Origin of the sequence: Actinoplanes sp. SE50/110 (genome assembly GCF_900119315.1) — a bacterium.
In the GTDB taxonomy this organism is placed as follows: domain Bacteria; phylum Actinomycetota; class Actinomycetes; order Mycobacteriales; family Micromonosporaceae; genus Actinoplanes.
Window position 1 is genome coordinate 371634 of the sequence record NZ_LT827010.1, and the last position, 24447, is coordinate 396080.

Below are 24447 nucleotides of genomic sequence, written 5' to 3' on the forward strand. Positions count from 1 at the left end.
TTACTTTCGAAGTATGTCCTTCACATCTGCTGAGTCGCGCTGGTCGGACGTCCATCTCGTGGCCGGCGGGAAGGCGATCTCCCTCTGCGGCGACTTTCTCGCCGCGACCACCCTCGCCCTGGTCCTGCAGCAGACCGGGCACGGCGGCCTCGCCGTCGCCGGGCTGCTGCTCGCCTCCGCCGTCCCGATGGCCGTGCTCACCCCGCTCACCGGCCGGCTGGTCGACCGGGCGGACAGCCGCACACTGCTGGTCACGGTCGGGCTGGCGCAGGCGCTGATCTGCGGGCTGCTCGCCTTCACCACGGACTCCCGGCTGGTCATCGCGCTGGTCGCCCTGCTCGCCGCCGGGCTCGCGGTGACCCAGCCGACCCTGCAGGCGCTGCTGCCGCAGATGGTGCGGGACGACGACCTGGCCAAGGCCGGCGGCCTGGTAATGAGCGCCGGCCAGGTCGGGACGCTGATCGCCCCGGCGCTGGCCGGATTCCTGGTCGGGACGACCGGGCCGCGGGTGCCGTTGCTGATCGACGCGGCGAGCTACCTGGCTCTGGTGGTGATGGCGATGCTGATCCACACCCGCCGGCGCGGCGCGGTCACCCGGCAGGAGGCCGGCGGGCCGGTCGAGTTCCGGCTGCGGGCCGACCGGTCACTGGCCGTGATGACCGTGGCGATCGCCGCGGTGGTCGGTGGCGTCGGTGCGATCAACGTCTTCGAAGTCTTCTTCATCCGGGACACCCTGCACGCCTCGACCACCGTCTTCGGCCTGGTCACGGCCTCCTGGACGGTCGGGATGCTGCTCGGCGGCCCGCTCTGCGCCCGACTGCCGCGACACCGGCTCACCGTCCGGACGGTGCTCGCCGTACTGGCCGGCTCCTGCCTGCCGATCCTCGCCGCGGCGGCCGTCGGCAGCTGGGCCTGGCTGGTGCCGCTCTGGATCGTCGGCGGGGTGTGCAACGGCGCGCTCAACGTCTGTATGACGGTGATCATCGCGGACCGGGTGCCGGCCGCGGCGCACGGTCGCGCGTTCGCCGGGGTCGCCGCGGTCGTGCAGGGCGCCGGACTGCTCGGCTTCCTGGTCGCCGGGCCGCTGGTGGAGGCCTTCGACCCGCGGCTGCTGGTCGGGGCGGCCGGCGGGGCCGGGCTGCTCGCCGCGCTCTGCTGCTGGCCGCTGGTGCGACTTCAGCCACGAGAGGCCCCGTCGCTGGGCGAACCCGTCGTGGTCGGGGATACCGTCACCTCATGAGCGACAGCGTCCGTCGGCCCCGGGTCGGGCACATCCAGTTCCTCAACTGCCTCCCGATCTACTGGGGTCTGATGCGCTCCGGCGCGCTGCTCGACGTCGACCTGCACAAGGACACGCCGGACCGGCTCAGCGCCGCCCTGATCGCCGGCGACCTCGACATCGGCCCGATCACGCTGGTCGAATACCTGAAGCACGCCGATCAGCTGCTGCTGCTGCCCGACCTCGCGGTCGGCAGCGACGGCCCGGTGCTCTCGGTCAACCTGGTCTCGACCCGGCCTCCGGCCGAGCTCGACAAACGGCCGGTCGCTCTCGGTTCCACCTCGCGGACCGGCGTCCTGCTGGCGCAATTGCTGCTTTCCGAGCGGTACGGGGTGGAGCCCACGTACTTCCGCTGCCCGCCCGACCTGCCTCTGATGTTGCGGGAAGCGGACGCCGCGGCCCTGATCGGCGACCCCGCCCTGCGCGCGCTGTACGAAGCGCCGGCCATGGGCCTGCAGGTGATCGACCTGGCCGAGGCGTGGAAGGAATGGACCGGGCTGCCGATGGTCTTCGCCGTGTGGGCGGTCCGGAAGGATTTCGCGGCCGCACACCCCGGCCAGGTCAAGGGCGTGCACGAGGCGTTCCAGCGGTCCAAGGAGCTGTGCCTCGGCGAGCTGGACGCGGTGGCCGAGGCGGCCGCGCGCTGGGAGCCGTTCGACGCGGCGACCCTGGCCAACTACTTCCGGGCCCTCGACTTCTCCCTGGGTGACCGGCAGATTCAGGGCGTCCGCGAGTTCGCCCGCCGCGCCGCCGACCGCGGCGACGTGCCGGCGCTGCCGGCCGAGGGCCCGCTTTTCGCCGACGTCTGACCGGACACCCGCCCGCCTGCGCCGGACCGTGTCGGACCAGGACGGCCCGGCGCTGCTTCGCGTCGTTTCGCCGACGTCTGACCGGACACCCGCCCGCCTGCGCCGGACCGTGTCGGACCAGGACGGCCCGGCGCTGCTTCGCGTCGTTGTGTTGTCCTTCGGCGGCGGCTCAGTCGGTGAGGATCTCGTCGAGGGTGGCCACGTCGGCCGCGGTCAGGTCCCAGGCGGCGGCCGCGGCGTTCGCGTGCACCTGGTCGGGGGTGGTCGCGCCGGCGATCACGCTGGTCACCGCGGGGCGGGCGGCCAGGCCGGCGATCGCCACCTCCAGCAGACTGTGGCCCCGCTCGGCGCCGAAGGCGGTGAGCGCGTCGATCCGGTTCCAGTCGGCGTGCTCCAGCCAGGGCGCGTAACGGTCCTGGGCGAGCCGGGTGCCGGCGGCCGGCTTCTCGCCCCGCCGATACTTGCCGGAGAGCAGGCCGGAGTCGAGCGGGAAGAACGGCAGCAGGCCCAGGCCGAAACGCTCACACGCCGGGACCACCTCGATCTCCACGTCCCGGTGCAGCAGGCTGTAGCGGTTCTGTGCGCTGATGAACGGGGTCAGGTCCGCGGCCCGGGCGGTCCAGTCGGCGTCCGCGATCTGCCAGCCGGAGAAGTTGGAATTGCCCAGGTATCGCACCTTGCCGGCGCGGACCAGGTCGTCGAGAGCGGACAGGGTCTCCTCGATCGGGGTGGCCGGGTCGGGCTCGTGCAGCTGGTAGAGGTCGATGTAGTCGGTTTCCAGCCGGCGCAGTGACGCCTCGACCGCGCGGACGATGTAGCGCCGGGAGCCGCGAGCGCCGAAGTCCCGCCCGTTCAGCCCCGCCATGTCCATGCCGAACTTGGTGGCCAGCACGACTTCGTCCCGGCGGCCCTTGAGGGCGGCGCCGAGCAGTTCCTCCGAGCTACCGTGCGGGGTGCCGTAGATGTCCGCCGTGTCGAAGAGCGTGATGCCGGCGTCGAAGGCCGCGTCGACGACCTCCCGGGTGCCGTCCGCGTCGAGTTTGCGGCCGAAATTGTTGCAGCCGATCCCGACAACGGAGACGACGAGGCCGGATTCGCCGAGGCGGCGGTAGCTCATCTCAGTCATGATCCGACCCTAGCCCGCGGCGTGGTGACGTCCCAGGAAGACCCATATATCGGTCATTGTCTATTGACACGGGTTGTCACGCCTCGCATGCTTATGGGCACTGTCCGACAGGCAATCGGGTAGTCTCCGAGCCGCCGCGTCCATCGTGGACTCGCCCACGATCGGTCCACGCTGGACGCGGCCCTCGAAGCCCCGACCGCGGCCGGTTCACACCGGACGCCGCCCGGCAATGCCGCGTCCGCGGACGCTACCGGTCCGCTCCTTCCGCGGCCGGAGGCGGTGAGGCCCCTTCCGCGGCCGGAGGCGGCGAGGCCCCTTCCGCGGCCGGAGACGGCCGAGGATGGCTAATCCTCCTCCTCATGCGGCGTGCCCAACTCGCGGTAGAGCGGGCGCAGCAGGTCGATCAGCGGAATGTGTCGGACCCGGATCGGCGGCGGATCGAGGGCGCGAAGCAGCAGCTCCGGCGGGGCGCCACCGCGGGCCGGCCGCTCCCGGAGCCGGCCCAGGCTGATCCCGGGGGAGTAGAAGTCGGCGAGCCGGTCGTCCAGCGGGGTTTCGGTGACCTGCAGCGGGTCGATCGCCTCACCCGGGTCGGCGGTGCCGCGCAGTGCGTCGAGCAGCGGCTCCCGGGCCCGCCCGCGCCAGGCCAGGACCAGGAACGGATCGTCGTCGAAGGCCTCGGCCAGCACGTACAGCGCGGCCGAGCCGTGCTTGCACGGAACGCCCCAGTCGGGGCAGGAGCAGTCGATGTCCAACGACTCCGGGAAGAGCGGGAAACCCAGGTCGGTGAAGAGCTCGACGATCTCCCGCGGCATCTCGCCGGCCAGCAGCGCGGCACGGTACAGCGCCTGCGCGCCGAGCGCCTCGGTGATCTCCGCCCACTGGGCGTCGTCGAACGCGCTGATCCGGATCGTCACCTGGTAGGGCGTGGGCCGGGATCCCTGCACCCGCGCGACCAGCTGTCCCGGCTGCAGCGCGAAGTCGATCACCTGCCCCTTGCGTGCGTACGCCCGACCGCGGGCGAGCCGACCCGGATCGCAGATCCCCTCCAGCACGTCGACGAACCGCCGCGACCACCACTGCTCGCCGATCGCGCCGCGTTTCGACCGGACCGCGAGCCCGCCGTCGACCTCGATCGGCCGCGCCGCCTCGTAGAACTTGCCGGATCTGTCGAACGGCACGTCAGCCCACCGCCTCTCGGTCGAACCCCGGCCGATCGCACCCGGTCGCGTCCACCCGCCGCACCTCAGCCCACCACCCCGGGGTCGAGGGCGAACAGCTCGCGCAACTGGTCGGTGCTCAGGTCGGTGATCCACTCCTCGCCGGTGCCCACGACCGCCGAGGCCAGCGCCTTCTTCCGCTCGATCATCGCGTCGATCTTCTCCTCCAGGGTGCCGGTGCAGATGAACTTGCGCACCTGCACGTCGCGCGACTGTCCGATGCGGAACGCCCGGTCGGTGGCCTGATCCTCGACGGCCGGGTTCCACCACCGGTCGAAGTGGACGACGTGGTTGGCGGCGGTCAGGTTGAGACCGGTGCCGGCCGCCTTGAGCGAGAGCAGGAAGAGCATCGGCTCCGGCGACGTCTGGAACCGCTCGACCAGCTCGTCCCGGCGGGACTTGCTGAGCCCGCCGTGCAGCCACAGCACCGGGCGGTCCAGGTGCGCCGCCAGGTAGGGCTGCAGCAGCGAGCCCCACTCCGCATACTGCGTGAAGACCAGGGCCTTGTCGCCGTCCTCGACGATCTCCTCGGCCAGCTCCTCCAGTCGGGCCAGCTTGCCGGACCGGTCGGGCAACCGGGAGCCGTCCTTGAGCAGGTGCGCCGGATGGTTGCAGACCTGCTTGAGCTTCATCATCGCGGCCAGCACGTTGCCCCGCCGCTGGATGCCCTCGCTGCCCTCGATCTCGGACATCATGTCCTCGACCACGGCCTGGTAGAGGGTGGCCTGCTCGGCGGTGAGCGAGCACCAGACCTTCATCTCGTTCTTCTCCGGGAGGTCGGAGATGATCGTCTTGTCGGTTTTGAGGCGGCGCAGCACGAACGGCCCGGTGGCCCGTTTCAGTGCGGCGGTCGCGTCCTCGCTCTGGTTGATTTCGATCGGCTCCTGGAACCGGCGGCGGAACCGTTTCGCCGGACCGAGCAGCCCCGGATTGCAGAAGTCCATGATGGACCAGAGCTCGGCCAGGTGGTTTTCCACCGGGGTGCCGGTCAGGGCGAGCCGCGTGCGCGCCGGGATGGCGCGGACCGCCTGCGACTGGCGGGTGCCGTGGTTTTTGATCGCCTGAGCCTCGTCGCAGGCCACCCGGCTCCACTCGACCTCGCGGAGCGCCTCCAGGTCGCGCGCCGCGGTGCCGTAGGTGGTGAGCACCAGGTCGGCCGCGTCCACCGCGGCCCGGAAGTCCTCGCCGCGCTGCCGGGTGGCGCCGTGGTGCACGTAGACGCGCAGGCTCGGGGCGAACCGAGCGGCCTCCTTGCGCCAGTTGGTGATCAGCGACATGGGGCAGATCAGCAACGTCCTCTCTGCCGGGCGCGTCTCGTCCGCCTGGCCGGTGAGCAGCAGCGACAGTGTCTGCGCGGTCTTGCCCAGGCCCATGTCGTCGGCGAGGATCCCGCCCAGCCCGAGCCGGCTCAGGAAGTGCAGCCAGGAGAGGCCACGCTCCTGATACGGTCGGAGCGCGCCCTGGAAACCCGGCGGGGTCGGCATCGGGTCGAGCCGCTCCGAGGCCTGGCCGGACAGCAGGTCGCCGAGCGTGCCGTCGGCGTCGACCTCGACGAGCGGCAGATCCTCCTCGCCGCCCTCAACCACCTGCTGCAGGATCTCGGCGGCGGTCAGCTCGCCCTCGCGTCGCCGGCCGACCGCCTTGAGCGCCGCCTTGAGCTGCCGGTCGTCCAGCTCCACCCACTGTCCGCGGACCCGGACCAGGGGCACCTTGAGCCGGGCCAGCTCGGCCAGCTCCGCGGCGCTCACCACGCCGTCCCCGATCACCAGGTCGAGCCGGAAGGCGACGATCTCGCTGAGCCCGAAGCCGGAGTCGGCCACCGCCCGGGAGGTACCGGCTCTGGATTTCGACCGGGTGGTCAGCTTGAGGCCGACACCCTTGCGGCCGGCCCAGGACGGCAGCTGCACCCCGAAGCCGGCGGCCTGCAGCAGCGGCGCGGCCTGGCGGAGGAAGTCATATGCCTCGGCGGTGTCGAGCGTCATGGCGGCCGGCTGCTGGGTGCGCAGCGCCTCGTGCAGCGCCGGGAACAACCGGACCGCCCGACCCAGCCCGGCCAGCAGTGTCTCATCCGGCCGGCGAGGCAGCCCGGGAAACCGCTCGCCGGCCCAGACCGCCTCGGCGGGCAGGTAGAGCGCGGAGTCCTCGGCGGACTGCAGGGCGAATTCCAGCTCCCAGTCGTCCTCGCCCGGCTCGGGCTCGATCAGTCGGAAACTGACCCGGACCGGCTCATTCGCCGCCTGGGCCGCGCGCATCCAGTCGTCCAGCGCCCGGCGCAGCTCACGCAGCTCGGCCGCGGCCGCACCGGGGAGTGTGGGGTCGGGCGCGGTGAGCGCGGTCACCCACCGGTCGGCCAGCGGAGCCCGGAGCCCGGCCCGGTGGCCGCCCAGGATCTTTTCCGGCAGGACGGACCGCGCGGCGGCGTCGAGCATCGTCTCCAGCGCGTCCCGCAGCGTCCGCCCGGCCTGCTGGCCGGCCGGCGTCACGGCCTGACCGGCCGGCGTCACGGCGCGGGCCACCGGCGGCATCCCGGCGGCGAAGTCACGGTACGTCGCGAGGTCGGCACCGGTGATCACGGAGCGCCACCGGGCGGCCGGCACGCCCTCCTCCAGGACGAGCTGCGGGAGCATCCGGCCGTGCCGGGCCAGGTCGCAGGCCCAGCCGGCGAGGAGGCCGAGATAGCGCAGGGAGGGGCCGGGAACCCACGGCGCGGCCGGGTCCGGCTCGGCGATCGTGGCCAGCACGGCCAGGGCGGCCTCACCGGGCACGGCGAGCACCGGCACGGTCCACCCGGCCAGCCGGACACCCCGCGGCGAGGTCGTCTCCACCCCGGTGTCCGGCGAGGGCAGCGGACCGCGGGCCGTGCCGGGCAGCTGGATCGTGGCGATCCCGGCGGTGGGCTCGGACGGCAGGTCGCCCAGGGCCGTGGTCAGGACGGTGGCCGTGGCGGCGAACGGGTGGGGCCGCACCTTGGCACGGGACGCTGAGGAGGACTCCGTACGGGACGGCTCCTCAGCCCAGAGCAGCAACCGACCGGGCCGCCCGGACCCGGGCGCCCAGCCGCCGTGAACGACGAGCACATCAACCCCCTGAGCAGTCCGTCGAGATTATCGGCCGGACCCGGGATCGGCCCACTCCACCAGCTCGTAAACGACCCCGTTCGGGTCGCTGACCAACAGCAGCCGCTCGCCCCACGGCTCCTCCCGGATCGGCAGGAAAGGCTCCACCCCCTCAGCGCGCAACCTGTCCTGCTCGGCGTCCAGGTCGTCGACCACGAACGCGACGATCGTGCCGGCCGTGTGCACATCGCGCAGGGTGGGCGGCAGCACCTCCAGGCCGCGGCGCATGAAGATCAGGTCGGGCCCGGTGTGGTCGCGCCCGAGGGAGGCGAATCCGTCGGCGGCCATCCGTTCGGTGTAGCCGAAGTGATCCGCGAGAAACTTGGTCGAGGTGGGGACATCGTCGACGGTGAGCGCAATGGCGGTGGACCTGACTCGCATGGCTGCCTCCCCAGGGCGTTTAGCTGTACGCCGTACACAATACGCCGTACAAGAATGGAGTGCCACCCCGATGGCTGAAGCGCGCCGCACCATGGACCTGCTCTGGTTTCCGGAGGCGGTCGAGCGCAAGCGAGGCCGCCGCCCCGGGCTGAGCGTGGCCCGGGTGGTCGAGACCGGCATCGCGCTGGCCGACGCCGAGGGCCTGGAGGGCGTGTCGATGCGCCGCGTCGCCACCGAGCTGGGTGTGGTGCCGATGACGCTGTACACCTACGTCCCGGACAAGGCGACCCTGCTGGAGCTGATGCTGGACCGGGTCTATCTCGCGATGCCCCGCGCCGAGCTGCCCGGCCGGTCGTGGCGCGACCGGGCGGCCGCGATCGCCGAGGAGAACCGGGCGCTGGTCGCCGCGCATCCCTGGGTGGCCGCGATGCCGGCCAGCCGGCCGCCGCTGGGCCCCGGCCTGATGGCCAAGTACGAGCATGAGCTGCGCGCCTTCGACGGCTGTGGGCTGGACGACGTGACGGTCGACTCGGCGCTCACCTTCCTGCTGGGCTTCGTGCAGGCCGCGGCGAGGGCCGCCGCCGAGGTGCGGGCCACCGCCGAGCGCGCCCACCAGACCGACTGGGAGTGGTGGCAGGAGCGCGGGCCGGCCCTGCAGGTGGTCCTCGACGAGCACACCTACCCCACCGCGGCCCGGGTGGGCGCCGCGGCCGGCGCGGCTCTGGGCGCGGCCTACGACCCGGATCACGCGTACGAGTTCGGTCTGCGCCGGGTCCTCGACGGCCTGGCCGCGCTGATCGACGGCGAGCCCGCCGGTGACCCGGGCCGCTGACGATTGTCGGAGGGGGGACGTACGCTTCCTCTCGTGACGGCGAATCGGGAGATCGACAGCATCCTGCAGCGCGGCGCCGACGGTGGGCGGATCAGCCCCGAGGAGGCCCTGCTGCTCTACACGGAGGCCCCGTTCCACGCGCTGGGCGAGGCGGCCGACACGGTCCGCCGCCGGCGCTACCCGGACGGCATCGTCACGTACCTGATCGATCGCAACATCAACTACACCAACGTCTGTGTCACGGCGTGCAAGTTCTGCGCGTTCTTCCGGGCGCCCAAGCACAAAGAGGGCTGGTCGCACCCGACCGAGGAGATCCTGCGCCGGTGCGGTGAGGCGGTGGAGCTCGGCGCCACCCAGGTGATGCTGCAGGGCGGCCACCACCCGGACTACGGCGTGGAGTACTACGAGGAGCTGTTCTCCTCGGTCAAGCAGGCGTTCCCGCAGCTGGCGATCCACTCGATCGGCCCGAGTGAGATCCTGCACATGGCCAAGGTCTCGCAGGTCTCGATCGAGGACGCGATCGTCCGGATCAAGGCGGCCGGGCTGGACTCGATCGCCGGCGCCGGCGCCGAGATGCTGCCCGACCGGCCGCGCCAGGCGATCGCCCCGCTGAAGGAGAGCGGAGCGCGCTGGCTCGAGGTGATGGCGGTGGCGCACCGTAACGGGCTGTCCTCCACCGCGACCATGATGATGGGCACCGGCGAGACCAACGCCGAGCGGATCGAGCACATCCGGATGATCCGCGACGTGCAGGATCTGGCCGTGGCCAACGGGTACCGGGACGTGCCGGTCGAGGAGTCGCACGACGTCGGTGGCTTCCGGGCCTTCATCCCGTGGACCTACCAGCCGGAGAACAACCATCTCAAGGGCCGCACCCAGGCCACCACGATGGAATACCTGCGGTTCATCGCGGTCTCCCGGCTGTTCTTCGACAACGTGGCGCACCTGCAGGCCTCCTGGCTGACCACCGGCAAGGACATCGGCCAGCTGTCGCTACACATGGGCGTCGACGACCTGGGCTCGATCATGCTGGAGGAGAACGTGATCTCCTCGGCCGGCGCCCGGCATCGGTCGAACCTGCAGGAGCTGATCTCGATGATCCGCACCGCCGACCGCATTCCGGCCTGGCGCGACACGTGGTATCGGCACCTCGCGGTCCACCACACGGCGGCCGAGGATCCGACCGACGACCGGGTGGTGTCGCACTTCTCGTCGATCGCGATGCCGGGCGGGGGCGCCGGGCGCACCCCGTTGCCGCTTGTCGAGGTCAACTAGCCCGCCGACCGCTACCGGATCGTTATCGGGAAACACCGTCCGGCCTGCGGAAAGATCTTGTCCGACGAGCGCGGACCGGCCCCTTCGGTGGGTCGCGCCTGACCGTTCGGCCAGGGTGGGGGTCGTCGGACCGGTGAGGGCTGGATTGCTCCTTCGTAACGAGCCCGCCTGTTGGCTGTACCGCGCCGTTCCCGCTGGTTACGTTGCCTGCGTAAGGCATTGGCAAAACCTCATGCGTCGCCAGGCGGAAAGCGTCGGTGACGAGCAGTCGGACCCGACCGATGGCGGTCGTATATATAACGCACAAGGTGCGGGCGGGATGGGAAACCATCCCGCCTGTTCTGTTTCCGGCCCGCGGCGGGTCCGGGCGGCCGGCTGAGCGCGGCGCGGTCAGCCGGTCCCGACCGTCAAAGCCGACTCGGGCGTACGCGATGAGCCGCCAAGCCGTGGCAGAAGCGGTGGGCCTGCATGCTCGCGATCATGGCGAGAGCCCCCAGGTCGCGGCGAGGGCGGTGAGCGCGTCCGCCCGGGATCACGGCGGTGGGCACGCATCCGGCGGTGAAAACGGCGGTGGGCACGCAAGCAGCCGCTTAAGCGGCGGTGGGCACGCATGCGGCGATGAAAGCGGCGGTGGGCACGCATGCGGCGATGAAAGCGGCGGTGGATGGGCTCGGGCGCTGTGGGCGGCGGGGGCAGGCTGTCGGCCCGCGTGGGGTGGGTGGCGGAGAGAGTGGCAGAGTGGGCCGGGTGACGCGCGCAGACCTGGACAAGCAGCCGCACGAGGTCGCCGAGATGTTCGACGGCGTGGCCAAACGGTATGACCTCACCAACACCGTGCTCTCCTTCGGGCAGGACCGGGGCTGGCGCCGGGCCACCCGGGCGGCCCTCGGGCTGCGGCCGGGTGAGCGGGTGCTGGACGTGGGCGCCGGCACCGGGATCTCCACCGACGAGCTGGGGCGGTCCGGGGCGTTCGCGGTGGGTGCCGACCTGTCGGTGGGGATGCTGCAGGCCGGGCGGGCGGTGCGGCCGGTGGTGCCGCTGCTGGCCGGGGATGCGCTGAAGCTGCCGTTCGCCGATGCCACCTTCGACGCGGTGACGATCTCCTTCGCGTTACGCAACGTGGTGGACACCGGTGCTGCGTTGCGTGAGTTCGGCCGGGTGACGCGGCCGGGCGGGCGGCTGGTGGTGTGCGAGTTCAGCACCCCGACGAATCCGGCATTCCGGACGGTTTACATGCAGTATCTGATGCGGTCGCTGCCGGTCGTCGCGCGCGGGGTGTCCAGCAACCCCGACGCCTATGTCTATCTGGCCGAGTCGATCCGGGCCTGGCCCGACCAGGCGGGGTTGGCGACGCGGATCGCCGAGGCGGGACCGTGGGATCGCGTGGGCTGGCGGAATCTCACCGGCGGGGTCGTGGCGCTGCACCGGGCGATTCGGCGCTGACCCACGCCGTACCGCCGATTCGCCGGACCGGGGGAAAGCGGCGCGTGACGCGCCGAACGGGCCGCAAGGTGGGGCGCGCCGCGGGGCGAAGTGGGACCCGGAGGTGGGTCGCGGCCGCGGGATGGTGGCAGCCGCGTGGTGCGAACGCAGCGCGCGCTGCGGCGGAAATGATCATCCCGCGCGTGTCGGTGACAAATCGGGCGTTTCGCGTACACGGTCCGTATCCACTGTTTAGCTCGATGTCATGACGAAACTAGGGCAGCTAGAGGACACCGACATCGACATCGCGATCGACGAGGGCGAGGCCGGCGAGCGCCGGGCCAGCGAGCTCGCGAACCGCATCCGGATGGTCGCCGCCCAGGATCCGCTGTTGGCGCAAGACCTGGTAGAGGAATTGATCGTCGCTCTGGACCGGGCGATGGACGGCACCATTCGAGATCATCTCGAGGGTCCGGCACGTGGGATCGCGGAGCGCGTTTTGGGTGATTCTGACCCGATCCAGTGAGCTCGCCACAACAATCAGGTCGACCTGGGTGTAAAGATCGTCGATAGTCGGCCTAGACTCCGACCGAGGCATGCTTGTGAACTAATTCACGAGCACTGCGGATCGGAGGCTGCACCGTGAACGAACCCCTGCCCGTCGCCGGCGAAGCCGACGTGATCGTGGTCGGTGCGGGTCCCGGTGGCAGCGCGGCGGCTTACCACCTGGCCCGGCACGGGCACCGGGTGCTGCTGCTGGAGAAGACCGAGTTCCCGCGCGAGAAGGTGTGTGGCGACGGGCTGACCCCGCGCGCCGTCCGCCAGCTGGTCCGGATGGGCATCGACACCTCGGAGAAGGCGGGCTGGCTGCAGAATCGCGGCCTGCGGGTGATCGGCGGCGGGGTCCGGCTGGAGCTGGACTGGCCCGAGCTGGCCAGTTTCCCCAGTTACGGCCTGGTCCGCACCCGTCTGGACTTCGACGACATGCTGGCCGAGCGCGCGGTGGAAGCCGGCGCGCTGCTGCGCACGAACGTGAACGTCGGTGGTCCGGTCCTCAATGACGAAGGTTACGTGATCGGCGTCCAGGCCAAGGTCGGTCCGGAGAAAGAGCCGGTGCAGTTCCGCGCTCCCCTGGTGATCGCCGCGGACGGCGTCTCCGGCAAGTTTCCGCTGGCCATGGGCCTGGCCAAGCGCGACGACCGCCCGCTGGGGGTGGCTGTCCGGCGCTACTACCGCTCCGCGGTCAAGGCCGACGACAACTACCTGGAGTCCTGGCTGGAGCTGCGCAGCGCGCAGGATCCGAGCCGGCTGCTCCCCGGTTACGGCTGGATCTTCGGCCTGGGTGACGGCCGGGTCAACGCCGGCCTGGGCATCCTCAACTCGTCGAGCGCCTTCGGCAGGACCAACTACAAGAACATGCTCACCGACTGGCTCGGCTCCACTCCCCAGGAGTGGGGGCTGCGCGGCGAGGAGAACGCAGAGGGCCCGACGCTGGGCGCCGCGCTCCCGATGGGCTTCAACCGGGTGCCGCATTACACCCGCGGGGTACTGCTCGTCGGCGATTCGGGTGGCATGGTCAACCCGATGAACGGCGAGGGCATCGCGTACGCGATGGAGTCCGGCGAGCTGGCCGCCGAGGTGGCCGCGCAGGCGTTGGCCCGTCCGGCCGGTCCGGAGCGCGAGCGCGCCCTGCGCGCCTACCCGACCGAGTTGAGCCTGCGCTTCGGCGGTTACTACCGGCTCGGCGGTGTGTTCGTGAAGCTCATCGGGAATCCGCAGGTCATGCGGCTGGCCACGAAGCACGGCATGCCGCACCCGACGTTGATGAGGTTCGTTCTCAAGCTCCTGGCGAATCTGACCGATCCGCGCGGTGGCGACGCCATGGACCGCATCATCAACGGCTTGACGAAGGTGGCGCCCGCCGTCTGACGACGGAATCGGGCACCCCGACCAGAGGGATACAAAAGCGAAAAACTAGTGTGAAGCGGCTAACAGTCGTACGGGAGTGAAGATGACGATCAACCCATACGTCCCGATCGTCGGGTTGCTGATCCTCGGCGCGCTCTTCGCGTTGTTCTCGGTGTCTGTGGCACCGATCGTCGGGCCGAAGCGCTACAACCGGGCAAAAATGGACGCCTACGAGTGCGGCATCGAGCCGGCCCCACAACCGGTCGGCGGCGGCCGATTCCCGGTGAAGTTCTATCTGACGGCGATGCTCTTCATCGTCTTCGACATCGAGACCATCTTCCTGTACCCGTGGGCCGTCTCGTTCGAGGCGCTGGGCCTGTTCGGATTCGTGGAAATGGTCCTGTTCATCGTCACCGTGTTCATCGCCTACACGTACGTGTGGCGACGCGGCGGCCTCAACTGGGACTGATAACCATGGGAATCGAAGAGAAGCTGCCCAGTGGCATCCTCCTCACCTCGGTCGAGAAGCTGTCGAACTGGGCCCGCAAGTCGTCGTTCTGGGGCGCGACCTTCGGACTCGCCTGTTGCGCCATCGAGATGATGGCGGCCGGCGGCCCGCACTACGACCTGGGTCGCTGGGGCATGGAGGTGTTCCGCGCCTCGCCTCGCCAGGCCGACCTGATGATCGTCGCGGGTCGGGTCAGTCAGAAGATGGCCCCGGTGGTCCGCCAGATCTACGACCAGATGCCGGAACCCCGTTCGGTGATCTCGATGGGCGTCTGCGCCTCGTCCGGCGGCATGTTCAACAACTACGCGATCGTCCAGGGCGTGGACCACATCGTCCCGGTCGACATCTACCTGCCGGGCTGCCCGCCGCGGCCGGAGATGCTGATCGACGCGATCCTCAAGATGCGCGAGAAGGTGATGGCCCAGCCTCTCGGCCCGAACGGCCGGAAGATGCTGGAGCAACGTCGTGCCGAGGGCAAGCTGCCGCTCGTCGCGCCCGGCGCCATGCCGTCGTCGTACCGCGTCGACAAGGCGCGTCGCGCGGAATGGACGCAGGCCGTCAAGGAAGGCCGCGAGGAGCAATTGCGGATCGAGAACTGGATGAAACTCCAGCCGCATTTGCGGGAGGGCAAATGAGTATTCAACCAGGAACTGACGGTAACGTTCCCGTCACCGCAACGACCGGCGCGAATCTCGACGCACCCGCCCAGACACCGCCCAGCCCGGATAAGGGCATGTTCGGCGTCAAAGGCACCGGCGACGTCTCCGGTTTCGGCCGCCTGGTCCGCCCCCGGCCTGCTGTTTTTGACAGCCCACGGCCATACGGCGGGTATTTCGACGACGTCTATGACGCGTTGGAGGAAGCTTATCCGGCCTTCTCCGAAGCCATCGAGAAAGTGGTCGTGGATAGGGCGGAGCTCACACTTCACATCAGGGCCGAGAGAATCACGGATGTCTGTCAGGTAATGCGGGACGACGACTCCCTGCGGTTCGAGCTGTGCTCCTCGGTCGATGCGGTCGACTACCTGGGCAGCGACGAGCGGCGATTCCACATCGCCTATCAACTGACCTCGATGACGTACCGCCGGAGGGTCCGTCTCGAGGTGTCCGTCGCCGACGGCGTGCCGGTCCCGAGCGTCACCGGCATCTACCCGACCGCGGACTGGCAGGAGCGGGAGGTCTACGACATGTTCGGCGTCGTCTTCGCCGGCCACCCCAACCTCACCCGGATCCTGATGCCGGACGACTGGGAGGGCCACCCCCAGCGCAAGGACTACCCGCTCGGCGGGGTGCCCGTGGAATACAAGGGCGCCGAGATCCCGCCGCCCGACCAGCGGAGGGTCTACCAGTGACAACGTCGGAATACGCGAGCGCGCGCGAGACCACCGAGGGCCGGGTCTTCACGGTCACCGGCGGCGACTGGGACAGCGTGACCAGCGGCATCGACCCGCTCAGCAACGAGAAGATCGTCGTCAACATGGGCCCCCAGCACCCGTCCACGCACGGGGTGCTCCGGCTGGTGCTGGAGCTTGAGGGCGAGACGGTGACCGAGGCCCGCCCGGTGATCGGCTACCTGCACACCGGGATCGAGAAGAACCTGGAGTACCGGACCTGGACCCAGGGCGTCACGTTCGTCACGCGGATGGACTACCTGTCCAACATGTCGAACGAGGCGGCGTACTGCCTCGCGGTGGAGAAGCTGCTCGGCATCACCGACCAGATCACCGAGCGGGCCACCACGATCCGGGTGCTCTTCATGGAGCTGCAGCGGATCGCCTCGCACCTGGTCTGGCTGGCCACCACCGGCATGGAACTGGGCGCGATCTCGATGATGCTGTACGGCTTCCGCGAGCGGGAGTACATCCTCGACATCTTCGAGGAGACCTCCGGCCTGCGGATGAACAACGGCTACATCCGCCCCGGCGGCCTGAGCCAGGACCTGCCCGACTCGGCGGTCAAGAAGATCCGTGACTTCCTCGTGTACCTGCCGAAGAAGCTCAAGGAGTACGAGGCGATGCTCTCCGGCCAGGTGATCTGGCAGAAGCGCACGCAGGGGGTCGCCGTCCTGGACGTGACCGGCTGCCTGGCGCTGGGCATCACCGGGCCGGTGCTGCGCTCCGCGGGCCTGCCCTGGGACCTGCGCAAGACGATGCCCTACTGCGGTTACGAAACGTACGAGTTCGACGTGCCGACCGCGACCACCGGCGACGTCTGGGGCCGATACCTCGTGCGACTCGCCGAGATCAAGGAGTCGCTCAAGATCGTCGAGCAGGCGCTCGACCGGCTCAAGCCCGGGCCCATCTGGGTCGCGGACAAGAAGATCGCCTGGCCGTCCCAGCTCGCGCTGGGGGTGGACGGTCTCGGCAACTCCCTGGAACACGTCGCCAAGATCATGGGCCAGTCGATGGAGTCGCTGATCCACCACTTCAAGCTCGTGACCGAAGGCTTCCGGGTCCCGCCCGGCCAAGTCTACGTGGCGGTCGAGCATCCGCGTGGCGAACTCGGCGTTCACGCGGTTTCCGACGGTGGCACCCATCCCTACCGGGTGCACTACCGCGAGCCGAGCTTCGTCAACCTCCAGGCCATCCCGGCGATGGCCGAGGGCGCGCTGCTCGCCGACGTGATCGCCGGCGGCGCGTCGCTGGACCCCGTGATGGGTGGGTGTGATCGCTGATGACCGAGCTTGCCGGGCGGCTTCGCCGCAACACAGAAGCAAGTGAGAAGCAGGTTGAATTCACCCCGGCTGCGGCTCCGCTCGCGGAGAAGCTGCTCGGGTCCGCGCAGGAGATCCTGGCGCGGTATCCGGCCGGCCGGGAGCGCTCGGCGCTGCTGCCGCTGCTGCACCTGGTGCAGACCGAGGAGGGCCACGTCAGCCCGGCCGGGGTGGCCTTCTGCGCCGAGGTGCTGGGCATCAACAAGGCCCAGGTCGGCGCGGTCGCCACCTTCTACACCATGTACAAGCGCCGCCCCACCGGCGAATACCTGGTCAGCGTCTGCACCAACACCCTGTGCAACGTGCTGGGCGGCCAGGCGGTCTACGACCGGCTGACCGAGCACCTCGGGGTCGGCCACGACGAGACCACCGCTGACGGCCGGATCACGCTGGAGCACGCCGAATGCCTGGCGGCCTGCGACTACGCCCCGGTGGTGACGGTCAACTACGACTTCACCGTCGACCAGGCCACCCCGGACTCCGCGGTGGAGTTGGTCGACAGCCTGCGCAACGGCGAGCGGCCCACGCCGTCCCGCGGCGCGCGGATCTGCTCGCTGCGCGAGATGCAGTACCAGCTCGCCGGCTTCGCCGACCCCCGGGACGGCGCGGTCGGCGACGGGGTGGCCGGCGCGCCCACGCTGCGCGGGGTGCGCTTGGCGCAGGAGCACGGGATCGCGGTGGCCGGGTTCGACCCGGAGACCCCGATCACCCGGACCAAACCGGCCCGGGAGGGCGACGCGCAGCCGAAGCCGGCGCCGGACGGAAAGGCGGAAAAACCCGGCCGGGTCGCCTCGGTGGTGCACGCGGCGACGACCGCGGTGAAAGCGGTCGCCGGAAAGGTCGAGGAGCGCCGGCACGCCGGTCACACGACCGAGGATCCACAGGTCCGTACCGCGGCACTGCGCAATCCCACCGCGAGCGAACCGGCCGGTGCCGCGGCCTCGGCCGGCGGCCCGCCGCCGGAGAACGCCGCCGAGACGGCCGGCGCCGCGGCCAACGCGCCGGCCGGTGACGGCAAACCGGCGGGGGACAGCCCGCGTACGCCCGACCCGACCCGTGGCACCGAGGAGGAGAAGTGACGCAACCCCGGCCGGAGGTGCTCCAGAAGCTCACCCCGGTGCTCACCAAGCGCTGGCTCTCGCCGGACGCCTGGCAGATCGGCGTCTACGAGCGGCTCGACGGCTACCAGGCGGTGCGCAAGGCGCTCGACGTGCACCCGGACGACGTGATCCAGCTGATCAAGGACTCCGGCCTGCGCGGCCGCGGCGGGGCCGGCTTCCCCACCGGCCTCAAGTGGGGCTTCATCCCACAGGGCGACGGCAAGCCGCACTACCTCGTGATCAACGCGGACGAGGGCGAGCCGGGCACCTGCAAGGACCTGCCACTGATGACCTACGACCCGCACTCGCTGGTGGAGGGCGCGATCATCGCGTCCTACGCCATCCGGGCGAACCGGGCGTTCATCTACATCCGCGGTGAGGCGGTGCACGCCGCGCGGCGGCTGCGCAACGCGGTCCGGGAGGCGTACGCCGCCGGCTACCTGGGCACCGACATCCTCGGTTCCGGGTACGACCTGGACCTGGTGGTGCACAGCGGGGCCGGCGCGTACATCTGCGGCGAGGAGACCGCGCTGCTCGACTCGCTGGAGGGCTTCCGCGGTCAGCCTCGGCTGCGCCCGCCGTTCCCGGCGATCGCCGGCCTGTACGCCAGCCCCACGGTGGTCAACAACGTCGGGACGATCGCGAGCGTGCCGTACATCGTGCTGGGCGGCGCCGACTGGTGGAAGAGCATGGGCACCGAGAAGTCGGCCGGCCCGATGATCTACTCGCTCTCCGGCCGGGTGGTCAATCCCGGACAGTACGAGTGCGGCCTCGGCATCACCCTGCGCGAGCTGATCGAGCTGGCCGGGGGCATGCAGCCGGGGCACGAGCTGAAGTTCTGGACCCCGGGCGGCTCGTCCACGCCGATCCTGACCGCCGAGCACATCGACACCCCGATGGACTTCGAGGGGGTCGCGGCGGCCGGCTCGATCCTGGGCACCACGGCGATGCAGATCTTCTCCGACCAGGACTGCCCGGTCTACAACACGTGGCGGTGGCTGGAGTTCTACCACCACGAGTCGTGCGGCAAGTGCACCCCGTGCCGGGAGGGCAACTACTGGATGGTGCGCACCTACCGGCGGATCCTGGCCGGTCAGGGCACCTATGCCGACCTGGACACGCTGCAGGACACCGCGGACAACATCTTCGGCCGGTCCTTCTGCGGCCTCGGCGACGGCGCCGCGACGCCGGTCGTCTCGACGCTGAAGTGGTTCCGGGACGACTACCTCGGCTACATCGAGGGCCGCACCGCGCCGCGGCTCTCCGAGAAGTCCCTCGTAGGAGCGCACTGATGACCGACGTAGCCAAGAGAGCCGACACCGTCAAGCTGACCATCGACGGCGTCGAGGTGGTCGCCGAGAAGGGCGAGCTGCTGATCCGGGTCGCCGAGCGGATGGGCATCGCGATCCCGCGGTTCTGCGATCACCCGCTGCTGGCCCCGGCCGGCGCCTGCCGCCAGTGCCTGGTCGAGGTGGAGGGCCAGCGCAAGCCGATCGCCTCGTGCACCCAGACGGTGGCCGACGGCATGGTGGTCAAGACCCAGCTCAGCTCGCCGGTCGCGGCCAAGGCCCAGGCCGGCGTGATGGAGCTGCTGCTGATCAACCACCCGCTCGACTGCCCCACCTGCGACAAGGGTGGCGAGTGCCCGCTGCAGAACCAGGCGATGAGCACCGGCCGCGCCGACTCCCGGTTCCACGAGCACAAGCGGGAGTACGAGAAGCCGATCCACATCTCCAGCCAGGTCCTGCTGGACCGGGAACGCTGCGTGCTCTGCCAGCGCTGCACCCGGTTCTCCGAGGAGATCGCCGGCGACAAGTTCATCGACCTGATGGACCGCTCCTCCGGCGAGCAGATCAACGTGTACCGCGACGACTTCTTCGGTGGCGCGGGTACCGGTGACGGCCAGGTCGGCGAGGGGGCGGGGGACGTCGCGTTCAACTCCTACTTCTCCGGCAACACCATCCAGATCTGCCCGGTGGGCGCGCTGACCGGCGAGCAGTACCGGTTCCGTGCCCGGCCGTTCGACCTGGTCTCCTCGCCCACCGCGTGCGAGCACTGCGCGGCCGGCTGCTCGATGCGGGCCGACCACCGGCGCGGGAAGGTGCTGCGCCGGCTGGCCGGTGACGACCCGGCGGTCAACGAGGAGTGGAACTGCGACAAGGGTCGGTGGGGATTCCGTTACGCCACGGCCACCGACCGGATCACCACGCCGCTGATCCGGGACGCGCGCACCGGGCAGCTGCGCGAGGCGTCCTGGAGCGAGGCGCTGGTCACCGCCGCCGAGGGGCTCAAGGCGGCCCGTGAGCGGGGTGTCGGGGTGCTGACCGGGGGCCGGCTCACGGTGGAGGACGCGTACGCGTACGCGAAATTCGCCCGGATCGTCCTGGGTACCAACGACATCGACTTCCGGGCCCGGCCGGTGCGAGCCTCCGGCTCGCCGGCCGAGATCACCGAGGAGGCGGACTTCCTCGCGGCCGCGGTCGCCGGGGTTTCCGATCTGTCGTACGCCGATGTCGAAGCCGCCCCGAGCATCCTGATCGTCGGGCTGGAGCCGGAGGAGGAGTGCCCGATCCTCTTCCTGCGCCTGCGCAAGGCGTCCCGCAGGCAGTTGCGGGTGACCGCGGTGGCCCCGCACCTGACCCGGGGTTTCGAGAAGCTCGGCGCCACGCTCGTCGCGGCGGTCCCGGGTGACGAGGCCCGGCTGCTGAACACCGATCCCACGGTGGCCGCGGCGCTCAGCGCGCCGGGCAGCCTGCTGCTGGTCGGTGAGCGTCTGGCCACCGTGCCGGGCGGGCTCTCGGCGGCCGCTGCGCTGGCCGCCCGAACCGGCGCCCGCCTCGCGTGGGTGCCGCGCCGGGCCGGTGACCGGGGTGCGGTGGACGCCGGCTGCCTGCCGAACCTGCTGCCCGGCGGCCGCCCGGTCGGGGACACGTCGTCCCGGGCCGAGCTCTCCCTCTCCTGGTCGGTGGACGCCGGTGTGCTGCCGTCCCGGCCCGGCCGGGACGTCGACGCGATCATCGCGGCGGCGGCCGACGGGACGCTCGGCGGCCTGCTGGTCGGCGCGGTGGACCCGGGCGACCTGACCGACCCGGCCCTCGCCGAGCGGGCGCTGGACGCGGTGCCGTTCCTGGTCAGCCTGGAGCTGCGGCACAGCGCGGTGACCGCGCGGGCCGACGTGGTGCTGCCGGTCGCGCCGGCGGTGGAGAAGTCCGGCACCTACATGGACTGGGAGGGCCGGCTACGGTCCTTCGGCACGGTCCTGCGCGGCAGCACGGCGATGACCGACGGCCGGGTGCTGGAGGCCATCGCCGCCCTGCTCGACGTCACCCTGAACACCGGGGACGTGCAGGCGGTCCGCCGCGAGCTGGGCGCGATGCCGGCCGGTCAGGCCCGTCCCGCGCTGCCGTCGGTGGCCGCCGAGGCGGTCGCCGACCCCGGTGAGCGGTCCGCGGTGCTGGCCACCTGGCACCAGCTGATCGACCTGGGCACGCTGCTGGACGGCGACGACGTGCTGGCCGGCACCGCCCGGCCGCCGGTCGTGCGGCTCGGCAAGGAGCTGGCCGAGCAGCTGCGTGTCGCGGACGGCGACCTGCTCACGGTACGCACCGACCGCGGCTCGGTGACCCTGCCCGCCGCGATCGCCGACCTGCCCCGGCAGGTGGTCTGGCTGCCGACCAACTCGCCGGGTTCCACGGTGCGCCGCAGTCTGGGTGTCACCGCCGGCGCGGTGGTCCGGCTGTCGGCCGGCCTGCCCGGCCCGATTCTCGCCGAGGGAGTTGACCGATGATCGAGCTCCTCGCGGCCCACGCGACGGACCCGGCCCCCGAGTCGTTCGGGCAGGACGTCTGGTGGATCGCGCTGATCAAACTGGTCGGCCTGTTCGCCCTGCTGCTGATCCTGACCCTGTTCACGATCAACTACGAGCGCAAGGTCGTGGCCCGGATGGCTGTCCGGCCCGGCCCCAACCAGGTCGGTTTCCGCGGCTATCTGACCTCCCTGAGCGACGGCCTGAAGCTGCCGTTCAAGGAGGAGATCATCCCCAGGACCGCCGACAAGGTGGTCTACTTCATCGCCCCGGTGATCTCGGCGACCACGGCGTTCACCGCGTTCTCGGTGATCCCGTTCGGCGGCGTGGTGACCATGTTCGGGCACCGGACCGCGCTGCAGCTCACCGACGTGCCGGTCTCGGTGCTGGTGCTGCTGGCCTGCTCGTCGATGAGCGTGTACGGCGTGGTGCTGGCCGGCTGGGCCTCCGGATCGACGTACCCCCTGCTGGGTGGTCTGCGATCAAGCGCGCAGATGATCTCGTACGAGGTCGCGATGGGTCTGTCCATCGTCGCGGTGTTCATGACCGCGGGCACGATGAGCACCTCACAGATCGTCGCGGCGCAGGCCTCGGGTCAGCCGGTCGTCCTGTTCGGCTGGCACGTCACCGCGCCCGGCTGGTACTGCGTGCTGCTGCTGCCGAGCTTCCTGGTCTACATGATCTCGGCGGTCGGCGAGACCAACCGGGCGCCGTTCGACCTGCCCGAGGCCGAGTCCGAGCTGGTCGGCGGGTTCCACACGGAATACTCGTCGTTCAAGTTCGCGCTGTTCTTCCTGGCCGAGTACATCAACATGATCACCGTCTCGGCGTTCTGCACCACGCTGTTCCTGGGCGGCTGGCGGGCGCCGTGGCCGATCACCGCGGTCTGGCACGGGGCGAACTCCGGCTACTGGGCGCTGCTCTGGTTCTTCCTGAAGGTGTTCACGCTGCTGTTCGGCTTCATCTGGCTGCGGGCCACGCTGCCCCGGATGCGCTACGACCAGTTCATGCGGTTCGGCTGGAAGGTCCTGATCCCGGTCAACCTGGTGTGGATCCTCGCGCTGGCGTTCTGGAAGGTCATCCGGCACGGCCTGATCTCCGACACGGTCAAGTTCAGCACCGTCGGCGTGCTGGTCGTGATCATCCTGGTGGCCGCCTACGCCTGGCCGTCGGCGGAGAAACCCCGGCAGCTCTCCCTGGAGGAGGAACTGGCCCGCCGCCCACCGGGCAGCTTCCCGGTTCCGCCGATCGACCTGCAGGTTCCCCCGAGCCCGCGTGCCCGCCGCGCGGTCGCCGAACGCGCCCCCGCAGCCGTGGGCGGCGACTCCGAGTCGAAGGAGGTGTGAGGTGAACACGTTTACCGGCTCCTTCAAGGGCTTCGGTGTCACGTTCGCGCACATGTTCCGCAAGGTGGTCACCACCGACTACCCGTTCACCCCACCGAAGCCGGCTCCGCGGTACCACGGCCGGCACATCCTCAACCGGCATCCGGACGGGCTGGAGAAGTGCATCGGCTGCGAGCTGTGCGCCTGGGCCTGCCCGGCCGACGCGATCTACGTCGAGGGTGGCGACAACACCGACGAGCAGCGGTTCTCGCCGGGTGAGCGGTTCGCGAAGATCTACCAGATCAACTACACCCGGTGCATCTTCTGCGGGCTCTGCATCGAGGCCTGTCCGACCCGTTCGCTGACCATGAGCAACGAGTACGAGCTGGCCCGGGACAGCCGCCAGGACCTGATCTTCACCAAGGAACAACTCCTGGCCCCGCTGCTGCCCGGGATGGAGCAGCCGCCGCACCCGATGCGCCTGGGCGAGACCGACAAGGACTACTACGTCGGTGCGCTGACCAACCCGGGCACCTCGGCCGGTGCCGAGAAGGCCCCGCTCCACCGGGGGGACGAGCAATGACACACGTCTCCACCGGGGAACAGATCGCCTTCTGGATCCTCGGCCCGCTGGCCGTGCTCGGGGCGCTCGGCATGGTGCTGGCCCGCAACGCGGTCCACTCGGCGCTGTGCCTGGTCGTCACGATGCTGAACCTCGGCATCCTGTACGTGGTCAACCAGGCCCCGTTCCTGGGCTTCGTGCAGATCATCGTCTACACCGGCGCGATCATGATGCTGTTCCTGTTCGTGCTGATGCTGGTCGGCCGGGACGCCTCGGACTCGCTGATCGAGACCCTGCGCGGGCAGCGCGTCGCCGCCATCCTGCTCGGCCTGGGCTTCGCCCTGCTGGTCGGCACCGGGCTGGGCCGGGCGCTGAACCACACCCCGACCGTGGGTCTGGACCAGGCCAACCAGAAGGGGAACGTGCAGGGCCTGGCCGCGCTGCTGTTCACCAGGTACGTGTTCGCCTTCGAGGTCACCTCGGCGCTGCTGATCACGGCGGCGGTCGGGGCGATGATCCTGGCCCACGTCGAGGTGGCCAAGGGCGACAAGGCCGACCAGGTGACCCGGATGAAGGAGCGCTTCCGGCCGGGCAACTACCCCGGGCCCAAGCCGGGCCCCGGCGTCTACGCGAACACCATGTCGGTGGCCGCGCCGGCCCGCCTGCCGGACGGCAACGGCACGGAGAACAGCATCTCGCCGATCCTGCCGGTCCGGGAGCTGACGGCTTCCGAGGTCGCCCCGAAGGGAACCGAGAAATGACGCCCGACTACTACCTGATCCTGGCGGTCATCCTGTTCACCGTCGGGGCCGCCGGCGTGCTGGTGCGGCGCAACGCGATCGTCCTGTTCATGTGCATCGAGCTGATGCTGAACGCGGCGAACCTGGCGCTGGTCACCTTCAGCCGGATCAACGGCGGGCTGGACGGTCAGATCATCTCGTTCTTCGTGATGGTCGTCGCCGCCGCCGAGGTCGTGGTCGGCCTCGCCATCATCATGTCGATCTTCCGTACGCGACGCTCGGCGAGTGTCGACGACGCGAACCTCCTGAAGTACTGAAGGGGTCTGT

Annotated in this window: 22 protein-coding genes; 18 read left to right on the forward strand and 4 right to left on the reverse strand. The window is 70.4% G+C overall.

What is annotated here, in order from left to right:
- The first annotated feature begins 13 nt into the window (after nucleotides 1-13).
- Together ACSP50_RS01645 and ACSP50_RS01650 are read left to right on the forward strand one after the other, a co-directional pair.
- Nucleotides 14-1240, forward strand: coding sequence for an MFS transporter (locus ACSP50_RS01645; RefSeq protein ID WP_052311478.1), 1227 nt, complete (start codon nucleotides 14-16; stop codon nucleotides 1238-1240).
- On the forward strand, nucleotides 1237-2088 hold the full coding sequence (locus tag ACSP50_RS01650; RefSeq protein ID WP_014687411.1) for a menaquinone biosynthetic enzyme MqnA/MqnD family protein: 852 nt from the start codon (nucleotides 1237-1239) through the stop codon (nucleotides 2086-2088). The genes ACSP50_RS01645 and ACSP50_RS01650 overlap by 4 nt, the downstream gene beginning before the upstream one ends.
- A 169-nt stretch (nucleotides 2089-2257) precedes the next feature.
- On the opposite strand, the gene ACSP50_RS01655 is transcribed toward ACSP50_RS01650, so the two are convergent.
- The 4 genes from ACSP50_RS01655 to ACSP50_RS01670 all read right to left on the reverse strand — a co-directional run bounded on the left by ACSP50_RS01655 (nucleotide 2258) and on the right by ACSP50_RS01670 (nucleotide 7931).
- Nucleotides 2258-3214 (reverse strand): aldo/keto reductase, encoded by a 957-nt coding sequence (locus ACSP50_RS01655; RefSeq protein WP_014687412.1) that lies wholly within the window; start codon nucleotides 3212-3214, stop codon nucleotides 2258-2260.
- 344 nt (nucleotides 3215-3558) lie between these two features.
- A complete protein-coding gene (locus ACSP50_RS01660; protein WP_014687413.1) occupies nucleotides 3559-4395 on the reverse strand; it encodes an SWIM zinc finger family protein in 837 nt (278 codons plus the stop codon).
- A gap of 65 nt (nucleotides 4396-4460) precedes the next feature.
- The gene (locus tag ACSP50_RS01665) at nucleotides 4461-7511 is read right to left on the reverse strand and encodes a DEAD/DEAH box helicase (protein WP_014687414.1); all 3051 of its coding nucleotides are present in this window, start codon (nucleotides 7509-7511) and stop codon (nucleotides 4461-4463) included.
- Nucleotides 7512-7538: 27 nt separating this feature from the next.
- Nucleotides 7539-7931, reverse strand: coding sequence for a VOC family protein (locus ACSP50_RS01670; protein ID WP_014687415.1), 393 nt, complete (start codon nucleotides 7929-7931; stop codon nucleotides 7539-7541).
- Nucleotides 7932-8001: 70 nt separating this feature from the next.
- Between ACSP50_RS01670 and ACSP50_RS01675 the strand changes: the two genes are divergently transcribed.
- From ACSP50_RS01675 to nuoK, 16 genes are all read left to right on the forward strand, one after another.
- Nucleotides 8002-8763, forward strand: coding sequence for a TetR/AcrR family transcriptional regulator (locus ACSP50_RS01675; protein ID WP_014687416.1), 762 nt, complete (start codon nucleotides 8002-8004; stop codon nucleotides 8761-8763).
- Between the two features lie 33 nt (nucleotides 8764-8796).
- Nucleotides 8797-10038: a cyclic dehypoxanthinyl futalosine synthase gene (gene mqnC / locus ACSP50_RS01680; protein ID WP_014687417.1), complete on the forward strand. Its 1242-nt coding sequence runs from the start codon at nucleotides 8797-8799 to the stop codon at nucleotides 10036-10038.
- A 792-nt stretch (nucleotides 10039-10830) separates the two neighbouring features.
- Nucleotides 10831-11481 carry a demethylmenaquinone methyltransferase gene (locus tag ACSP50_RS01685; RefSeq protein WP_231956992.1) on the forward strand — a complete coding sequence of 217 codons (651 nt, stop codon included), beginning with the start codon at nucleotides 10831-10833 and terminating at the stop codon, nucleotides 11479-11481.
- 244 nt (nucleotides 11482-11725) lie between these two features.
- Nucleotides 11726-11986 carry a hypothetical protein gene (locus ACSP50_RS01690; RefSeq protein WP_014687419.1) on the forward strand — a complete coding sequence of 87 codons (261 nt, stop codon included), beginning with the start codon at nucleotides 11726-11728 and terminating at the stop codon, nucleotides 11984-11986.
- Between the two features lie 116 nt (nucleotides 11987-12102).
- A complete protein-coding gene (locus tag ACSP50_RS01695) occupies nucleotides 12103-13389 on the forward strand; it encodes a geranylgeranyl reductase family protein (RefSeq protein ID WP_014687420.1) in 1287 nt (428 codons plus the stop codon).
- Nucleotides 13390-13471: 82 nt separating this feature from the next.
- Nucleotides 13472-13837: an NADH-quinone oxidoreductase subunit A gene (locus ACSP50_RS01700; protein WP_014687421.1), complete on the forward strand. Its 366-nt coding sequence runs from the start codon at nucleotides 13472-13474 to the stop codon at nucleotides 13835-13837.
- A gap of 5 nt (nucleotides 13838-13842) precedes the next feature.
- Nucleotides 13843-14511 carry an NADH-quinone oxidoreductase subunit B family protein gene (locus tag ACSP50_RS01705; protein WP_014687422.1) on the forward strand — a complete coding sequence of 223 codons (669 nt, stop codon included), beginning with the start codon at nucleotides 13843-13845 and terminating at the stop codon, nucleotides 14509-14511.
- Nucleotides 14508-15227 (forward strand): NADH-quinone oxidoreductase subunit C, encoded by a 720-nt coding sequence (locus ACSP50_RS01710; protein ID WP_014687423.1) that lies wholly within the window; start codon nucleotides 14508-14510, stop codon nucleotides 15225-15227. The genes ACSP50_RS01705 and ACSP50_RS01710 overlap by 4 nt, the downstream gene beginning before the upstream one ends.
- Complete coding sequence (locus ACSP50_RS01715; RefSeq protein ID WP_014687424.1) at nucleotides 15224-16549, forward strand: NADH-quinone oxidoreductase subunit D; 1326 nt, start codon at nucleotides 15224-15226, stop codon at nucleotides 16547-16549. Before ACSP50_RS01710 ends, ACSP50_RS01715 begins: the two co-directional genes overlap by 4 nt.
- Nucleotides 16549-17667 (forward strand): NADH-quinone oxidoreductase subunit NuoE, encoded by a 1119-nt coding sequence (nuoE, locus tag ACSP50_RS01720; protein WP_014687425.1) that lies wholly within the window; start codon nucleotides 16549-16551, stop codon nucleotides 17665-17667. Before ACSP50_RS01715 ends, nuoE begins: the two co-directional genes overlap by 1 nt.
- The gene (gene nuoF, locus ACSP50_RS01725) at nucleotides 17664-18980 is read left to right on the forward strand and encodes an NADH-quinone oxidoreductase subunit NuoF (RefSeq protein ID WP_014687426.1); all 1317 of its coding nucleotides are present in this window, start codon (nucleotides 17664-17666) and stop codon (nucleotides 18978-18980) included. Before nuoE ends, nuoF begins: the two co-directional genes overlap by 4 nt.
- On the forward strand, nucleotides 18980-21475 hold the full coding sequence (locus tag ACSP50_RS01730) for an NADH-quinone oxidoreductase subunit G (RefSeq protein ID WP_014687427.1): 2496 nt from the start codon (nucleotides 18980-18982) through the stop codon (nucleotides 21473-21475). Before nuoF ends, ACSP50_RS01730 begins: the two co-directional genes overlap by 1 nt.
- Nucleotides 21472-22839: an NADH-quinone oxidoreductase subunit NuoH gene (nuoH, locus tag ACSP50_RS01735; RefSeq protein WP_014687428.1), complete on the forward strand. Its 1368-nt coding sequence runs from the start codon at nucleotides 21472-21474 to the stop codon at nucleotides 22837-22839. The genes ACSP50_RS01730 and nuoH overlap by 4 nt, the downstream gene beginning before the upstream one ends.
- 1 nt (nucleotide 22840) lies before the next feature.
- The gene (gene nuoI / locus ACSP50_RS01740; RefSeq protein ID WP_014687429.1) at nucleotides 22841-23401 is read left to right on the forward strand and encodes an NADH-quinone oxidoreductase subunit NuoI; all 561 of its coding nucleotides are present in this window, start codon (nucleotides 22841-22843) and stop codon (nucleotides 23399-23401) included.
- Entirely contained in the window at nucleotides 23398-24141 is a 744-nt protein-coding gene (locus ACSP50_RS01745) for an NADH-quinone oxidoreductase subunit J (protein WP_014687430.1), read from the forward strand. The genes nuoI and ACSP50_RS01745 overlap by 4 nt, the downstream gene beginning before the upstream one ends.
- Nucleotides 24138-24437, forward strand: a complete 300-nt coding sequence (gene nuoK / locus ACSP50_RS01750; RefSeq protein WP_014687431.1) for an NADH-quinone oxidoreductase subunit NuoK — start codon at nucleotides 24138-24140, stop codon at nucleotides 24435-24437. The genes ACSP50_RS01745 and nuoK overlap by 4 nt, the downstream gene beginning before the upstream one ends.
- The last annotated feature ends 10 nt before the right edge of the window (nucleotides 24438-24447 follow it).

What these genes read in the sequence shown, in the direction of transcription:
- ACSP50_RS01645 (WP_052311478.1), top strand. Translation starts at nt 14, where the DNA reads ATGTCCTTCACATCTGCTGAGTCGCGCTGGTCGGACGTCCATCTCGTG.
- ACSP50_RS01650 (WP_014687411.1), top strand. Translation starts at nt 1,237, where the DNA reads ATGAGCGACAGCGTCCGTCGGCCCCGGGTCGGGCACATCCAGTTCCTC.
- ACSP50_RS01655 (WP_014687412.1), bottom strand. Translation starts at nt 3,214, where the DNA reads ATGACTGAGATGAGCTACCGCCGCCTCGGCGAATCCGGCCTCGTCGTC.
- ACSP50_RS01670 (WP_014687415.1), bottom strand. Translation starts at nt 7,931, where the DNA reads ATGCGAGTCAGGTCCACCGCCATTGCGCTCACCGTCGACGATGTCCCC.
- ACSP50_RS01675 (WP_014687416.1), top strand. Translation starts at nt 8,002, where the DNA reads ATGGCTGAAGCGCGCCGCACCATGGACCTGCTCTGGTTTCCGGAGGCG.
- ACSP50_RS01685 (WP_231956992.1), top strand. Translation starts at nt 10,831, where the DNA reads ATGTTCGACGGCGTGGCCAAACGGTATGACCTCACCAACACCGTGCTC.
- ACSP50_RS01690 (WP_014687419.1), top strand. Translation starts at nt 11,726, where the DNA reads ATGACGAAACTAGGGCAGCTAGAGGACACCGACATCGACATCGCGATC.
- ACSP50_RS01700 (WP_014687421.1), top strand. Translation starts at nt 13,472, where the DNA reads ATGACGATCAACCCATACGTCCCGATCGTCGGGTTGCTGATCCTCGGC.
- ACSP50_RS01705 (WP_014687422.1), top strand. Translation starts at nt 13,843, where the DNA reads ATGGGAATCGAAGAGAAGCTGCCCAGTGGCATCCTCCTCACCTCGGTC.
- ACSP50_RS01710 (WP_014687423.1), top strand. Translation starts at nt 14,508, where the DNA reads ATGAGTATTCAACCAGGAACTGACGGTAACGTTCCCGTCACCGCAACG.
- nuoE (WP_014687425.1), top strand. Translation starts at nt 16,549, where the DNA reads ATGACCGAGCTTGCCGGGCGGCTTCGCCGCAACACAGAAGCAAGTGAG.
- ACSP50_RS01730 (WP_014687427.1), top strand. Translation starts at nt 18,980, where the DNA reads ATGACCGACGTAGCCAAGAGAGCCGACACCGTCAAGCTGACCATCGAC.
- nuoH (WP_014687428.1), top strand. Translation starts at nt 21,472, where the DNA reads ATGATCGAGCTCCTCGCGGCCCACGCGACGGACCCGGCCCCCGAGTCG.
- ACSP50_RS01745 (WP_014687430.1), top strand. Translation starts at nt 23,398, where the DNA reads ATGACACACGTCTCCACCGGGGAACAGATCGCCTTCTGGATCCTCGGC.
- nuoK (WP_014687431.1), top strand. Translation starts at nt 24,138, where the DNA reads ATGACGCCCGACTACTACCTGATCCTGGCGGTCATCCTGTTCACCGTC.